Here is a 13933-nt window from a genome sequence, read left to right on the forward strand (position 1 = left end):
CGGCGGGGGGTGCGGGGGGGGGTGTGTTTGTTTTGAGCGTGGGGGTTGGTCTTGTTGTCCCCTAGGGGGGGCCCGGGGGGGGGGGCCCCCCGGCCCCCCCGGGGGGGGGCCGGGCGCCCCCCCCCCCCCCACCACGGGATCAGACGGTGAGGACGAGCTTGCCCTGGAGGTGACCGCCGTCGAGCAGCCGGTGCGCGTCGGCGACGCGCTCGAACGGGAACGTCTCCTGCACGTGGACCCGGAGCCTGCCCTGGTCGACGAGTTCGACGAGACCTCGCAGGGCGACCGGATCGGGTTCGACCGCGATGCCGCTGAAGCGCATGCCGGCCGCCTCGTACCTGGCGATGAGCTCCGAATCCTCCTCGGCGACCGCCGTCACCAGGTGACCGCCCGGGCGGAGCACTTCGAGCGACCGCTCGACGGTGTCGCCGCCGATCGTGTCGAGCACGACGTCGATGTCGCGGACCGCCTCGGTGAAGTCGACCGCCGTGTAGTCGATCACCTCGTCGGCGCCGAACCCCTCGACGAACTTCCGCTTGCTTCCGCTGGCGGTGGTGATCACGTGCGCGCCGAGCGCTTTCGCGATCTGGATCGCGACGTGGCCGACCCCGCCACCACCGCCGTGGACCAGGACGCGGTCGCCCTCCCTCACGCCGCCGAGGTCGACGAGGCCCTGCCACGCCGTCAGCCCGACGACCGGCAGCGCCGACGCCTCGACGTGCGAGAGCGACGCCGGCTTGCGTGCCAGGTGCAACGCCGGCGCCGACACGACCTCGGCGTACGCGCTCGCCGCCCGCGGGAACAGCGGCATCCCGAACACCTCGTCGCCGGGCCTGAACCGCCACGTCCCCGGTGCCTCCTCTACCACGCCGCTGATGTCCCAGCCCAGAATGAACGGCGGCTGGCCGATCAACGGGAACTCGCCGGCGCGCAGGCGCGCCTCCAGCGGGTTCAGCCCGATCGCCTTGACGCGGACGAGAACCTCGGTCGGAAGGGGCTGGGGCTCGGGCGCGTCCACGATGGTGAGCACCTCGGGACCGCCGAGCGTCTGCTGGGTGATGACTCGCATGACTCTCCTGGCTTTGGAAGGGGGAGAGGACCCAGGCTATGAATTTGATAGGAACCAGCAGGTACCTTCGGCGCAGGTACCTTTGGCGCCATGAACGGTTTCGGTCCCGGGGATTCCTTTCTCGCCGACTGTCCGGCGCGTCTTGCGGTCGAGCTGATCGCCGACAAGTGGACGGTGGTCGTGCTCTACGGCCTCAGCAGGGGCCCGGTGCGCCATGGCCAGCTGATCGAGCTGATCGGCGGCATCTCCCGCAAGATGCTCACCCAGACGCTTCGACGGCTCGAGGCGCATGGACTCATCCGCCGCCACGCCTACGCCGAGGTGCCGCCCCGCGTCGAGTACGAGCTCACCCCGCTCGGGACGACACTGATCGATCCGATCCACATGCTGACCGAGTGGGCGAGGGCGAACGGCGACGCAGTGCTCGATGCGCTCGACGCCGACCCCGAGCCGGTCGCCCAAAGCGACTGAGGCCCCCACTAGGGACAGCCCCTCCAGAATCCACCCCAGCCGGTACAGCCATCCAGCACCCCCCAGCCCCCTCAGTCGCGCGACTAGGTTCGCTGAGACAGAAGCCCGAACGACGCGGTTCACTGAGAAAACGACTCGATTGAGCGAGACAGGACATCGGGCCTCCGGCCATGGGTGTCGGGCCTCCGGCCACAGGCGGGTGCTTACGTCGTAAGCACCCGCGACGGGTCACCCCCGCGGCGCTGCGCTGCTGCTGTTCAGGAAGCTGTCCGACTGTGCGGGCGACATCCGGGGGAATCGTCTTCTCGGAGACGGCCTGCTTGAGCTCGGGGGTCAGGTTGAGGAGGGCAAGTCTCTGGGTGACCCATCCGCTGGACTTGCCGAGCGACCGGGCGACTGCCCGCTGAGAGCCGTGCACTTCGCACCAGGCGCTGCAAGGCTCGTGCTTCGTCGAGGGGCTCGAGGTCCTCGTGTTGGACGGCCGCGGTGAGCGCGGTCTCCAGAAGGGTGTCGGCGTCTCCGGCGAGGGAGTCGTCGACGTGGACAGGGACGTCATCAAGGCCTGCGAGCTGGGTGCCGGCGAGGCGACGGTTGCCGTCGACGACGACGTAGTGCGCCTTCGTGAGGTCCGAGGCGTGCTCGGGATGGGCTGCAAGGAAGGCGTCCCGGGTGACGACGGTAAGGGGCTGGATGATGCCCTTGCCTGTGAGGCTGTCCGCCATCTCCTCTATGGCCGCGAGGGTGGCCCGCGGGTTGTACGGGTTTGGGGCCAGGTGGTTGACGGGGTTGACGGGAACGCGTGGGGTTTCGTTGTGAGCCGTGGTCGGGCTTGCAGGCGGCGCGGTGCGATCGTGGACTTCCGACCGCCCACACCCGTACCTCGCCTGGGAGATCGCGCGTCTTGGCTGTGCCCCCAAGAGCGTGCTGGACAACAGTGCGGAGAGCTGGCTCACCGGATACACCGATCTCACCCTGGCCTACCAGGAGGCCAACCCGAAGGCGTCCGCGGACGATCTCTTGTCCTCGCTTCGTGTCGGCTGTGCAGCCATGCTCTGCTCGGCCTCTCCGCTGTCGGTACCAGTGGAACGACCGCACATCGTCGACGCCGCACTTGAGGCCTACGGACGGCTGCGGCACGAGGCAGCGCTGATGCTGCTTGACCGGCTACCTGTCTTGGAGGAGGCCCTGCGTGACGCTCTTCGCTGAGTTCATGACCCTCATGGCCACGCAAGCCGCAGGCCCGGACAGCGAACTCGACTGTCCGGGCCTGCTGAGCAGCAGGGCACTCAGGGCCGGCCGAAGGCCCGGAGGACAGCATGGCGATCATCTGCCGAGCTGACCCACCCGAAGCAGGTCGTCGGGGCTGACCGACGACGCAGTCATGACGCTGTGCCTGGGCCTGCCCTCCACCCAGGCGAACAGGGTGAGGCCCAGCTACGAGCTCCGACTGACCGGCAACTGCTGCAGCGCCCGAACGTCGGCGTTTCGGCCAATCGCCCCCGAACCGCAGGCCCTTGCGCGGCAAGGGTCGATGCACTGCGCACCCTCGGAAAACCGCTAAATCACAGGGCACACAACCCGTCCGAAAGGAACAGGCGCTCGAAATCATGCGGCGTCGTTGAACACATCGGCAGCACCACCACGTCCACGAGGGGGAACGCAGTGACGCCAGTCGAACCAGACAGCGGCAAGATCGCGAGCGATCCGCAGGCCGGAGCCGCGGACAACATCTCGGATGCCGAGCGGGAGCTTTACGGGGGCCGGCTGCGCTACGACCAGTCCTTCGTCCGGCATGAAGGGCCGCTGACCCGGCTGAAGTTCGGGCACATGGCGGCCGCGCTGCCGCGGATGGTGGGCATGGTGCTGCGCACCGGCTGGAAGGCGGACCGGCACGCGCTGATGGGGGTCGTGGCGGCCGAAGTCGGGCAGGGCGTGACGGCCGCGTGGGGTTTGGTGGCGGTCAACGGCGTCCTGACGCAGCTGTTCGCCGACGGTCCGACCGTGGACAAGCTCAGCGACGCTCTGCCGTCCCTGGTAGTTCTCGCGGTCGCGGCGGTGGCCGGCGCCGTGCTGTCGGCCTGGTCGACGGCCATGTCGGGCCGGCTGGAGCCCCAGGTGGAGCGGGCGGTCTCTGCCCGCTACTACACGGCCGTCACCGGGGTGGAGGTGGAAGCGACCGAGCGGCCTGAGGTCCAGCGGATCCTGGAGGCGGGGAAGTTCGGCACAGACTCGGCCCGCAGCATGCTGCGGCTGTCGGTCGGCGTGGGCAACGTGGTGATCGGCATGGCAGCGGCCGCGGTCGTGCTCGCCGCGCTGCACTGGGCGCTGCTCCCGATGCTGCTGGCGATCGCCCTGCCCAAGGGGTGGGGCGCAGTCCGCTCCGCACGCCGTGACTACCTCTCCCGGATGACCTGGGTCGACCACCGTAGGGCGATCGCCTCCCTGCTCGCCTACCTGACCCGCCCGCACGCCGCCGGTGAGCTCCGCGTGCACGCCGCCGGCACGAAGCTGCTCTCCAGCTACGAGGAGATGTCGAGGCAGACGGAGGCCGAGCAGCGGCGCCTGGCCCGGGCGCAGGCATCCACGGACCTGGTCGCGGGCGCGTTCGCCGGTATGGCATCGCTGGCCTGCTACGGGGTGCTGTGGTGGCTACTGTCGACCGGAGGTCTGCCGCTCGCCGTCGGCGGGACCGCGGTCATCGCCATCCGCACGTCGACGGCGCGCCTCACATCGCTGGTGCAGCAGGTCAACCGGCTGTACGAGGAACTGTTGTTCCTCACCGACACCGAGGACGCCATCAACGTGGCGAGCGAGAACGCGATCCCGCTCGCCGGTACCCCGCTGCCCGCGCCCGTGCGGGAGGTGAGGACGGAGGCGGTCTCGTTCACCTATCCGGGTGCCGACGGCCCCTCCCTGAAGGGCGTGAGCGTGCGCGTTCCGCGGGGGAAGGTGACAGCCCTGGTGGGTGCGAACGGTTCGGGTAAGACCACCCTCACGAAGGTGCTGGCCGGACTGCTGCTCCCCGCCGAGGGGGACGTGTGGTGGGTGGGCGAGTCGGGCGAGCGGGTCGAGCTGCGTGAGGCGGCGCGCGCCCAGATCTTCGCCGAAGTCGGGTTGTTGTCGCAGGACTTCCCGCGCTGGGAGATGACGGCGGCCGCGAACGTGGCCATCGGTGCCGGCGACCGTCCCCGGGACATGGCCCGCATCCGCAAGGCCGCCGGTGAGGCGGGCGTGCTCGAGCTGATCGAGGGCCTGCCGCACGGCTGGGACTCGATCGTGTTCAAGGGCTACGAGCGAGGTGTCCAGCTCTCGGGCGGACAGTGGCAGAAGCTGGGGTCCGCTCGCACTAGGTACCGGCAGGCGCCGTTCCTGCTGGTAGACGAGCCGACCAGCGCCCTTGACCCTCATGCGGAGATCGCGGCGTTCGAGGGGCTGTGGTCCCTGGCCGAGGAGGGGCACGCGGTCGTGCTCGTCACCCACCGGCTCGCCGCGACCATGCACGCCGACCACATCTACGTCCTCGATCAGGGATGTGTCGTCGAGGACGGCACCCACGAGGTGCTGATGTCCCGCAAGGGCGGTCTGTACCAGGGGATGTTCACCGCCCAGGCCGCGCAGTATGGGATCGCGCCGGCACCCGACGGCGTTCCCGGCCCCCGCGGCGCCCAGCTGTCCGGCCACGAGACGGCGAGCTGATCCACCCGAGCGACCTCCCCTTTCCCCAGCCCGCTCGCCCCCCGCCCCCACGACATCGAAAGCGAGACGACGCCCATGCCACCCAGCTCCACCGCTGTCCGCAGCACCGTCGAGGCGTACCTCGGCCGGCACCCCGGCGAGCATGACGCCCTGGCCGGCCTCCTCGCCGCGCTGGACCGGCCCATCGACGCGACCGCCCGGACAACGCTGCCCGGGCACGTCACGTGCAGCGCCGTCGTCGTCGACCGGCAGGGACGGGTCCTGCACATCCGGCACCGGGCCACCGGCGACCTGATACTCACTCCCGGCGGCCACATCGAACCCGGGGACCGCACGCTGCTTGCCGCGGCGCTGCGCGAGGCGGCGGAGGAGGCCGGGATCGCGCCGGGCGCCCTGTGTCTGACCCGGCAACTGCTCGGCTCTCCGATCGACATCGACGTCCACGGCATCGACGTCCACGGCATCGACGCCTACGACGTCCGCTACGTCTTCTTCCTCACCAGCGAGGAGCCGCCCGCGATCGCGCTGCAGGACGACGAAGTCTCCGGCGCCCAGTGGCTCCCGCAGCCGGAGGTCACCTCGCCGACACTGCGCGCGAAACTCCTCGCGGCGCGGCTGGACGGCCGGCCGGAGCCGGTGAACGCGTCCGCGCTCATCCACGACGGGCACGGGCGGTACCTGCTCCGTCTGCACGACCACAAGCCCGGTGTCATCTGGAGTAGGGAGCGTTCGCCCTTCTCGGCGGGGGCCGCACGCACGACGACCAGGGCCTTGAGGGCACGCTGCTGCGGGAGCTGTCCGAGGAGGTCCCCGACCTCCGCCAGGAGGGCCTGGAGCCGTACGCCGTGGAGGCGGCCACCAGCGTCGACGGTCTCAGCGTCCCGGTCCAGGTGTTCACGGGCCGGTGGCGCGGGAACCCCGATCGGCTCCAGCTGCACGAGGGCGTGCTGCTGAGGTGGTTCACCCCCGACGTACTGAACCGGCTCCGCCTGAGCTTCGCGACGCGCGACCTCATTCGCCGGCACGCGGCCGAGAACGCGCCGGGCGGCGGGCCAGCTGCGGTTCCTGCCCCCTGGGACGGGGGCAGCCGGACCGTGCTGAACGGTGTCGGTGTCCACCTCCACCTGGAGGACGACGAGGGGCGGGTGCTCCTGGGCCTGCGCCACCCCGACTCGGCGTACGCGGGAAACACGTGGCACTACCTGGCCGACAGGTGCGAGCAGGAGCCCGCGGTCGCGTGCCTGGTGCGGGAGGCTCGGGAGGAGGCGGGACTGGTCATCGAGCCTGCGGATGTGGATCTCGCGCACGTCATGCACGTCGTCGACACCCCGGGCGGCCAGCCGTTGCTGCAGCTCGTGTTCCGCGCGCGCCGCTGGAGGGGAGAGCCGAAGGTCCTGGAGACCGACAAGTGCCTGGCCTGGCAGTGGTGGCCGCTGCATGAGCTCCCGGAGCGGCTCGTCCCCTATACCCGGACGGCTCTGGCCGGCATCGCCGAGGGCCGTGTCTACTCCCAGTTGGGCTGGTGAACGGCGTGCGCACATCGACCGGGAACGGGCACCGAGTCCGGTCCGTTCGCAAGCCGGCACCGTCGGAGGTGCCGGGATGAGTTCCGAGTCCAAATGGGCGCACGAGGAGAGCCGCGTGTGGCGGGTCCACGGTGTCCAGGGCTGCACCTGATACGTGAAGGTGCACCAAAACGAGCGCTTCCACCACATGGAGGTGCGAGGGCTACGGACGTGGGCGCCGGAGCTGGGGGCGGCCGCGCCCCGGCTGGTCGCCGCCGACGAGACCCTGCGGGCGGTGGTCCTCACCGCGGTGCCGGGCCCACCGCTGCACGGCACCGTTTTGGCACCGGGGCGGGAGAGGGCGATCTTTCGACGGATCGGCGCGCTGGCCCGCTGCCTCCACCAGTCCTCTCCCCCACGGCCCGCTCCCGCCGGCAGCGGCCCCGCTGTGGCAAAGACCGATCGGCACCTGTCTGGGGCGCGGTCGCATCTGCTGCCGGGTGATGAAGGGTTCGTCCGCGAGCTCGTCCGGCAGGCCGAGGACCTGCCCGTGCCGTAGGGCGGAACTCGTGCCTGCGGACGCGGCGGTGGTACGGCTCTCCAGCCGAACCACCGCCGCGTCGCGGCTCAGCCGCCGACCGTCCGAATGCGCCCCAGGGTTCGGGTGTGGGTCCTCACGGTGCCGGGGTCGCCGGGCATGTGGCGTCGGCGGCCGGCAGACGCCCGGTGAGCAGGTACTGGCTGCCGTGCCGGTCCATGCAGGTGTTGCCGTCGAACAGGTACTGGCCGTGGTTGCCGCCGCCCGCGACGACGAGGCGGGAACCGGCCAGCGCCTGGTGCATGCGCCGTGCGCCCTGGACCGGAGTCGCGGGGTCGTCCTTCGCCTGGAGCAGCAGGACCGGCGGCACCTGCACCGAGCCGATCTTCACGGGCCGGGCCGTCGGGGCTTTCCAGAACGCGCAGGGCGCGCTGTACCAGGTGTTCAGCCAGGCGAACAGCGGAGCCTTGGGGGCCGACGCCGTCGTGTCCCGGTGCCAGGCCGACCAGTCGCGGGGCCACGCGTCGTCCACGCAGTTGTAGGCGAGTTGGGCCGGGTTGACGCCGCCGAAGGCGAGCTGGTCGGTGGCGTCGAGCAGCGCGCTCGCATCCCCGCGCCGGTATGCGGAGACGTCCTGGGCCACGTCTGCCCAGGTCAGATCCGTGTACATGGCGGAGGCAAGCAGATCGTCCAGCTCGGCGCTGCCCGCTCTGCCGCCGGCAGGGTGAGCGTCCAGCTTCTTGCGGACGGCGTCCCACGCGGCCGACACCTCCGCTCCGCTGGCGCCCAGGTGATACGTCCCGTCCTTCCTGGCGGCCCACGCGAAGAACTGGTCCGCCCGGTGCTGGAGCGCCGGATTCTGGTCGAACTGCGAGGCGTAGGTGGTGACGCTCGGATCGACGACGCTGTCGAGGATCATGCGGCCGGTGTGCGACGGGAACAGCGTCGCGTACGTGGCGCCGAGCCTCGTCCCGTACGAATAGCCGAGGTAGTCCAGCTTGTCGCGGTGGAAAGCGGTACGGATCCGGTCCATGTCGCGGGCGGCGTTCTCAGTGGTGATGTACGGCAACAGCGCCTTGGCGTTCGCGTCGCACTGCTCGGCGACCTTGCGGGCCACGGTGCGCCGCGCCTGCTCCTGCGCATCGGTCGCGGGCGTGTACGGCGCGGCGGGATGCTTGATCAGTTTCTTCGTGTCCCCACAGGAGACCGGGGTGCTTGCACCGACGCCGCGCGGGTCGAAGCTGACCACGTTGTACTTCGCCCCGACGTCGCCGGGCATCGAGCTCCACACCAGCTTGGCCGTGCCGATACCCGACTCGCCCGGCCCGCCCGGGTTGACCACGAGGGTGCGCGGGGCGTTCAGATCGCCGGCGATCGACAGGGTGAGCTTGATCTGCCGGCCGTCCGGCCTGCCGTGGTCGAGGGGCACCTTGATGGTGGAGCAGTACGTACCGCGGGGCGCGTCGGAGCCCGCAGGGCAGGTGGACCAGTGGAGGGCGGCGGGCCCGGTGACCGCGACGGCCGGCGCCGCGCCGGCCGTCTGCGACCCGGCGAACGCAACGAGCCCGAAAGCGGCAGCCACGGCCGTACCACGTCCTATGAGGGGAGAAATCCGTCTGGGCAAGTGTCCCTGCTTTCCGGTCAGTTTCGCTGCGGCCGGAAAGCAAGACGAGACAGAGAGCCAAAGGGTTTCTTCCGCACAGCGTTGTTCCTGAACAGGCCTTCTCCGGTTGACCACTTCGGTGCATCGCCGGGGCCGCCCGTCCTTGCAGACGCGGGTCGCGAGGGCGCCAAGCAGCAGGCGTTCGGGGCCGGTTGGCGGCACCTCGGGGTGCCCGGCCACACGCGTCTCGAACGAGTTCCAGGGCGTCTGCCCAGGTCAGAGCCTCATCGCAGGCTCAGTGGCTCGTGCGCCGCCGGGCGACGAGGGCGGCGATGTCGTCGTCGAGTTCACCGCCGCTGTAGGCGATCAGGTCGCGGTGGAGACGCTCGAGGAGCTGGTGGGACGTTTCGCCGCCCCAGGAGCGGATGCATTCGGCGAGGGTGTAGAAGGCGCCGGAGCGGTCGCGGGTCTCGGTGACGAGTAATAGTCAAGACCTGTGGATCAACCCATCGATAGCCGTGGCTCAGCCGGTCATGAGCCAGGTCTCGCAGACGAAGCCGAGGCGTCGGCATGCGTCGTCGAACCAGGCATCGACCAGTGGGACAGTGGTCGTCACCGTCGTCAGGGACATTGAGTGGTCCTTGATCGTGACCTGGCACCGGTCATCGTCCTCGTTGAGTTCGATGAACAGCCACGGGCTGCGTTTCCCCTCGCACCAGGCGATGTTCTGTCCCGCGTCGAGCGAGTCCAGGGCCTGCTGCCACTGCCGCAGGTCCTCGGGGAAGACCCAGGTCTTGAGGGCGCCACGCACGAAGGGCGTGTTGACCAGGAACTCTCCGACCAGGGCATCGGCCTCGCTGGGACGCGTTCGCTCCTCCTTCCCTGCGATCCGGAGAATGACGCTATTGCGCCCGCCGGGTGCCGGCCCCGGACGGGGGACAGCGCGAGAAGCGGGGCGATGTCGTCGATGACCCGGTCAGCGGCGGATTCTGAGATCCCGAACAAGGGGCCGAGCTGCCGCGTCGTGAGGTTCGTCCGCCAGTAAGCCGCCACCAGCAGTATGCGGTCTTCCCATGACAAGGCCCACGGCCGTCCGCCGGTGGGCTTGCCGCCGCCCCGGCGCCGTACGAGTCCCACGAGCCTGCGGAACTGACGTCCGTTCAGTCCGGCGAACAGGCCCACCCACTGCGGCTCTGCCGCCGTCACCACCGCACCCACGCCAAGATCATCACATGCCTGATCAGGGCTTACGGGACGTCGTTTAGGGCCTCTCGTTCGGATCATGCCGGGCTCGCGGGGTCTGGCACCGCGCCCTGATCAGGCCTGATCCGGACGAAAGACCCTGGCCCCCGGCCGTCCAGGCCCGTGGGGGCTCAGCTCGCCAGGCCGTGACGGAACGCGTAGACGACCGCCTGGACGCGGTCGCGCAGGTTCAGCTTGGTGAGTATGCGGGAGACGAACGTCTTCACCGTCTCCTGGCTGATGACGAGGGCGGCGGCGATCTCGCTGTTGGACAGGCCGTCCGCGATCAGCCGCAGCACCTCCAGCTCGCGGGGGGTGAGCGGAATGTCCTCGGGGGCGCCGTCGGTGGGGCGGATGCGGGTCGCGTACCGGCCGACGAGCTGGCGGGTGACCTCGGGGTCGAGGAGCGCCGCGCCCATGGCGACCGTGCGGATGCCGTGCAGCAGGTGGTCGGGCGGGGCGTCCTTGAGGAGGAAGCCGCTCGCGCCGGCGCGCAGCGCCTCGTAGACGTACTCGTCGAGGTTGAACGTGGTGACCACGAGGACCTTGACGGGGTGGGCGACCCCGGCCCCCGCCAGCAGGCGGGTGGCTTCGAGGCCGTCGAGGACCGGCATGCGGATGTCCATGACCACGACGTCCGGGTCGAGCTCGCGGGCGAGGTCGACGCCTTTCCGGCCGTCACCGCACTCGCCCACCACCTCCATGTCGGGCTGGGCGTCGATGATGGTGACCAGGCCCATGCGGATCAGCGCCTGGTCGTCGCAGACGAGCACCCGGGTCGGCGCGGACCCGGACGGCGGAGGTGTGTTCACGAGCGGCCCCCGGCCGGTATCCGCGCCCGGACGACGAAGCCGCCGCCCGCGACGGCACCCGCGCTGAAGTCCCCGCCGAGCATGTCGACCCGCTCGCGCAGACCGGCCAGCCCCCGTCCGCTGCCACCTACGGCGGCGGCCCGTGAGCCGGTGCCGTCCGTGCTGACCTCCACGGTGATCTCCCTCTCGCCGTGCCGCACGGTGACCGAAGTGCGGCTGCCGTGAGCGTACTTGAGGGCGTTGGTGAGTGCTTCCTGCACCACCCGGTAGGCCACGAGGTCGGAACTGCCGGTGGACTCCGGCGGGGCGCCCTCCTCGGTGAACTCCACCGGCTGGCCCGCCCGGCGGGTCTGCTCCACGAGGGTCAGGACGCGGCCGACGGCCGGTGTCCTCGGCTCGGCCGCGGCATCGCCGCCGTTCCCGGTGCCGTGATCGGGGTTGAGCAGGTCCAGCAGGTGCCGCAGATCAGTGATCGCCCGGCGCCCGGTGTCGGAGACGGCGCTCAGGGACTGCTCCAGCCGCTCGGGCGCGGCGGTCAGATAGCGGGCGGCCTCCGCCTGCACCACCATCGCCGTCACGTGGTGGGTCACGACGTCGTGCAACTCCCTCGCTATCCGGGTGCGTTCGGCGTTCCGTGTCTCCACCGCGACCCGCTTGCGACGTTCGGCCTCCGCCTGCCGGGTGGTGCGCAGCCAGCTTCCGGCGCCCCAGGCCAGGCCCAGCGCCATGTAGAAGGTCGTGAACTCCGTGGTGGTCTCGCCCGTGCCGAGGTGGGAGAGACCCATCGACAGCGCCACGTACGCCACGGTGAGGCCGGCCACGAAGCTCCGGCGGTGCCGTTCCAGGTGCGAGCCGGTGCTCACCAGCACGACGCCCATCGCGGTGGCCGCGAAGGTGTGGTAGCCGAGGAGCTGGTCGACGGCGAACCCGCCGGACACCAGGGCCAGGGAGAGGGCCGGCCACCGCCGGCGCACCGCCAGGGGCAGGGTCTCGAGGAGGATCACCACGACGGCCACCGCGTCGTGCGGGCGGTCGGGGACACCCCCGATGACCGTTCCGTTGCTGCGGAGCGCCGGGAGGAAGGAACCGATCAGGAGGAGGAGCCCGAAGGGAAGGTCCCGGACGACGACGTCCAGCCGGTACCAGACTCCACCGAGCCGCTTCCGGGTGCTGTCCAGACGGTGTCGGATGCCGTCCAGGCAGGCCCGGTTCACCAACGGCCGGAGCCGGAGCCCGGTCGGCCGGTGCCCGGCACCGCTCTCGCGGTGTCCGGCTCCGTCCGTCCAGTGCTCCGGCGAACCGGCGGATCGCTGTTCCATCATCGGGCGAGCGCCGCGAGGGTGTCGACGCGCTCGGCGCGGCACCGGGGGACGATGTTGCCGCGGCGGTGGGCCACGACCAGGAAGCAGACCGTCAGCAGCGTGCCGAAGACCACCGAGTAGATGCTCGCCTCGGGACCGAACTCGCCGCCCGTGACCAGATGGTTGCCTGACAGGGTGGCGTCCAGCAAACCGTGAGTGTCGCCGTTGCCCGAGACCTGGGTGCTGAAGACGCCGGACTCCATGAAGTTCCAGGCGAAGTGCACGCCCATCGGCAGCCACAGGTTGCGGGTGGCGGCGTAACCGGCGGCGAGCATGGCGCCGGCCTCGATGGCGATGGCCAGGGCGCCGGCGCCGGTGGCGTCCTCGTTGAGGAGGTGCATGGCGCCGAACACGAGGCCGGACAGTACCAGGGCGATGTACGTGCCCGTGCCGCGTTCCAGCAGCCGGAACAGCAGTCCGCGAAAGATGATCTCCTCCGTCGAGGCGGCGGCCGCCATGAAGCCGATCAGCCCGATGGCCCCGCTCACCGAGTCGATGCCGTGGACCTTGTAGTCACCGAGGAAGTAGATGTTGCCGATGACGCAGAGGAACATCAGCGTGCCGAAGACCAGGCCCCAGAAGGTGGCGCCCGTCGCTTCCTTCCCCCGCAGTTCGGTCACCTCGCGGTTCTCGGTGCGCCGCACGGCCCACCGGTAGACGAAGGTCATCACGGCCACGGTGAGGGCGCCCACCAGGAGCGAAAGCCAGGGGTTGTCCTTCACCCCGTTGGTGAGACCGCCGCACACCGCATAGACCGCGAAGACGACGACTACCTGCAGGACTATCTTCCAGGCTTTCATGACGTGGGCTCCCCTTGCCGGTTCCGACTCCGGTTCCTTCTCCGGTCCGCGGCCCGGCGTTCCGCGGTGATTCGAACACTACGGATTCGATGTTGGGGAATCGTCACCGTGCAGTGGACACTCGCTTGTAGCTCGCACGGGGGACAGAGGGGCGGGACGTCACCCAGAAGAGGCCCCACCGGCCGCTGAGGGACTCCAGTTGGGGCCTTGAAAGGGGCGATTGCGGGATCACGTCTCCATAACCACCCCGGCGGCTCAGGAACCCGGGGGCCGCTCCCGGTATCCGTCACGTTGAGGAGCATGTCGTCCTCCGATGCGGCCACGCGCCTGGGCTTTCAGTACGTCGGCCGCACCACCACCCTCGCCCAGGCAGCAGGTGCGGCGTTCGCCGATCTGCTCGCTCAGGGACGGCGGGGACATCCGTGGGCAGGCTGGTCGTTCTCCGCCGGGTGGGGCAGCCAGGAAAAGTTGAACGTCACGCTGGTCGAACCCAAGCTGGTGGTGGAAGTCGGCGTCGACGTCGCCCGCGACGCCTCCGGCCGCTGGCGCCACCCGGCACGCTGGCACCGTTTCCGGGCGGAGATGCATCCGATGCAAGTGCCGAAGTTCGAGGAACCCGGTGGAAGCCCTGGTCAGGGCGATCTGAGACGTAGCGATACGGCATCAGGGTGGCCTTCTGCCTGATCACTCGGCATGGCGCATCGATGATGCATTCAATGCATCGCATGGAAGGGCGGGGCACCCAGCGCGGGGGCTCCCGGAGGAGGGGGAGCGCAGTCCAGCGCGGTGCCGTCGCCGGGTTTCACCGGGCAGCATCGCGCGTCGATATCGGTGGT

14 protein-coding genes and 2 pseudogenes are annotated in these 13933 nt (G+C 70.2%); 7 read left to right on the top strand and 9 right to left on the bottom strand.

What is annotated here, in order from left to right:
• Positions 1-139: 139 nt before the first annotated feature.
• The gene (locus tag ACFY01_RS22535) at positions 140-1069 is read right to left on the bottom strand and encodes an NADP-dependent oxidoreductase (RefSeq protein WP_390737516.1); all 930 of its coding nucleotides are present in this window, start codon (positions 1067-1069) and stop codon (positions 140-142) included.
• 90 nt (positions 1070-1159) lie between these two features.
• Here ACFY01_RS22535 and ACFY01_RS22540 point away from each other — a divergent pair, with 90 nt between their 5' ends.
• Positions 1160-1540 (top strand): winged helix-turn-helix transcriptional regulator, encoded by a 381-nt coding sequence (locus ACFY01_RS22540; protein ID WP_390737517.1) that lies wholly within the window; start codon positions 1160-1162, stop codon positions 1538-1540.
• A 257-nt stretch (positions 1541-1797) separates the two neighbouring features.
• Here the strand turns inward: ACFY01_RS22540 and ACFY01_RS22545 are convergent, their stop codons facing one another.
• Entirely contained in the window at positions 1798-2511 is a 714-nt protein-coding gene (locus ACFY01_RS22545; RefSeq protein ID WP_390737518.1) for a ParB/RepB/Spo0J family partition protein, read from the bottom strand.
• Here ACFY01_RS22545 and ACFY01_RS22550 point away from each other — a divergent pair.
• The 5 genes from ACFY01_RS22550 (at position 2462) to ACFY01_RS22570 (ending at position 7300) form a co-directional block, all read left to right on the top strand.
• On the top strand, positions 2462-2746 hold the full coding sequence (locus ACFY01_RS22550) for a hypothetical protein (protein ID WP_390737945.1): 285 nt from the start codon (positions 2462-2464) through the stop codon (positions 2744-2746). The genes ACFY01_RS22545 and ACFY01_RS22550 overlap by 50 nt on opposite strands.
• 456 nt (positions 2747-3202) lie before the next feature.
• Positions 3203-5236, top strand: coding sequence for an ATP-binding cassette domain-containing protein (locus ACFY01_RS22555; protein ID WP_390737519.1), 2034 nt, complete (start codon positions 3203-3205; stop codon positions 5234-5236).
• 75 nt (positions 5237-5311) lie between these two features.
• The gene (locus ACFY01_RS22560; protein ID WP_390737520.1) at positions 5312-6190 is read left to right on the top strand and encodes an NUDIX domain-containing protein; all 879 of its coding nucleotides are present in this window, start codon (positions 5312-5314) and stop codon (positions 6188-6190) included.
• 140 nt (positions 6191-6330) lie between these two features.
• On the top strand, positions 6331-6762 hold the full coding sequence (locus tag ACFY01_RS22565; RefSeq protein WP_390737521.1) for an NUDIX domain-containing protein: 432 nt from the start codon (positions 6331-6333) through the stop codon (positions 6760-6762).
• Between the two features lie 154 nt (positions 6763-6916).
• Positions 6917-7300, top strand: a complete 384-nt coding sequence (locus ACFY01_RS22570) for a phosphotransferase (RefSeq protein WP_390737522.1) — start codon at positions 6917-6919, stop codon at positions 7298-7300.
• Positions 7301-7415: 115 nt separating this feature from the next.
• Here the strand turns inward: ACFY01_RS22570 and ACFY01_RS22575 are convergent, their stop codons facing one another.
• From ACFY01_RS22575 to ACFY01_RS22605, 7 genes and pseudogenes are all read right to left on the bottom strand, one after another.
• On the bottom strand, positions 7416-8861 hold the full coding sequence (locus ACFY01_RS22575; RefSeq protein ID WP_390737523.1) for an alpha/beta hydrolase: 1446 nt from the start codon (positions 8859-8861) through the stop codon (positions 7416-7418).
• A gap of 316 nt (positions 8862-9177) precedes the next feature.
• Positions 9178-9309, bottom strand: a complete 132-nt coding sequence (locus tag ACFY01_RS22580) for a hypothetical protein (protein ID WP_390737924.1) — start codon at positions 9307-9309, stop codon at positions 9178-9180.
• Between the two features lie 96 nt (positions 9310-9405).
• A pseudogene (locus ACFY01_RS22585) lies at positions 9406-9786 on the bottom strand (DUF5959 family protein); the annotation flags it as partial.
• A gap of 23 nt (positions 9787-9809) precedes the next feature.
• Positions 9810-10100, bottom strand: a pseudogene (locus ACFY01_RS22590) (transposase family protein); the annotation flags it as partial.
• Between the two features lie 155 nt (positions 10101-10255).
• Positions 10256-10936: a response regulator transcription factor gene (locus tag ACFY01_RS22595; RefSeq protein ID WP_161243327.1), complete on the bottom strand. Its 681-nt coding sequence runs from the start codon at positions 10934-10936 to the stop codon at positions 10256-10258.
• Positions 10933-12258 (bottom strand): sensor histidine kinase, encoded by a 1326-nt coding sequence (locus ACFY01_RS22600; RefSeq protein ID WP_390737524.1) that lies wholly within the window; start codon positions 12256-12258, stop codon positions 10933-10935. Before ACFY01_RS22600 ends, ACFY01_RS22595 begins: the two co-directional genes overlap by 4 nt.
• Positions 12255-13097, bottom strand: coding sequence for a CPBP family intramembrane glutamic endopeptidase (locus tag ACFY01_RS22605; RefSeq protein WP_390737525.1), 843 nt, complete (start codon positions 13095-13097; stop codon positions 12255-12257). The genes ACFY01_RS22600 and ACFY01_RS22605 overlap by 4 nt, the downstream gene beginning before the upstream one ends.
• Positions 13098-13397: 300 nt before the next feature.
• On the opposite strand from ACFY01_RS22605, the gene ACFY01_RS22610 reads away from it, so the two are divergent.
• Positions 13398-13781, top strand: a complete 384-nt coding sequence (locus ACFY01_RS22610) for a hypothetical protein (protein WP_390737526.1) — start codon at positions 13398-13400, stop codon at positions 13779-13781.
• Positions 13782-13933: the final 152 nt, after the last annotated feature.

This window comes from Streptomyces sp. NPDC001480, from assembly GCF_042894725.1.
In the GTDB taxonomy this organism is placed as follows: Bacteria; Actinomycetota; Actinomycetes; order Streptomycetales; family Streptomycetaceae; genus Streptomyces.

What these genes read in the sequence shown, in the direction of transcription:
- ACFY01_RS22535 (WP_390737516.1), bottom strand. Translation starts at nt 1,069, where the DNA reads ATGCGAGTCATCACCCAGCAGACGCTCGGCGGTCCCGAGGTGCTCACC.
- ACFY01_RS22610 (WP_390737526.1), top strand. Translation starts at nt 13,398, where the DNA reads ATGTCGTCCTCCGATGCGGCCACGCGCCTGGGCTTTCAGTACGTCGGC.
- ACFY01_RS22605 (WP_390737525.1), bottom strand. Translation starts at nt 13,097, where the DNA reads ATGAAAGCCTGGAAGATAGTCCTGCAGGTAGTCGTCGTCTTCGCGGTC.
- ACFY01_RS22560 (WP_390737520.1), top strand. Translation starts at nt 5,312, where the DNA reads ATGCCACCCAGCTCCACCGCTGTCCGCAGCACCGTCGAGGCGTACCTC.
- ACFY01_RS22600 (WP_390737524.1), bottom strand. Translation starts at nt 12,258, where the DNA reads ATGATGGAACAGCGATCCGCCGGTTCGCCGGAGCACTGGACGGACGGA.
- ACFY01_RS22540 (WP_390737517.1), top strand. Translation starts at nt 1,160, where the DNA reads ATGAACGGTTTCGGTCCCGGGGATTCCTTTCTCGCCGACTGTCCGGCG.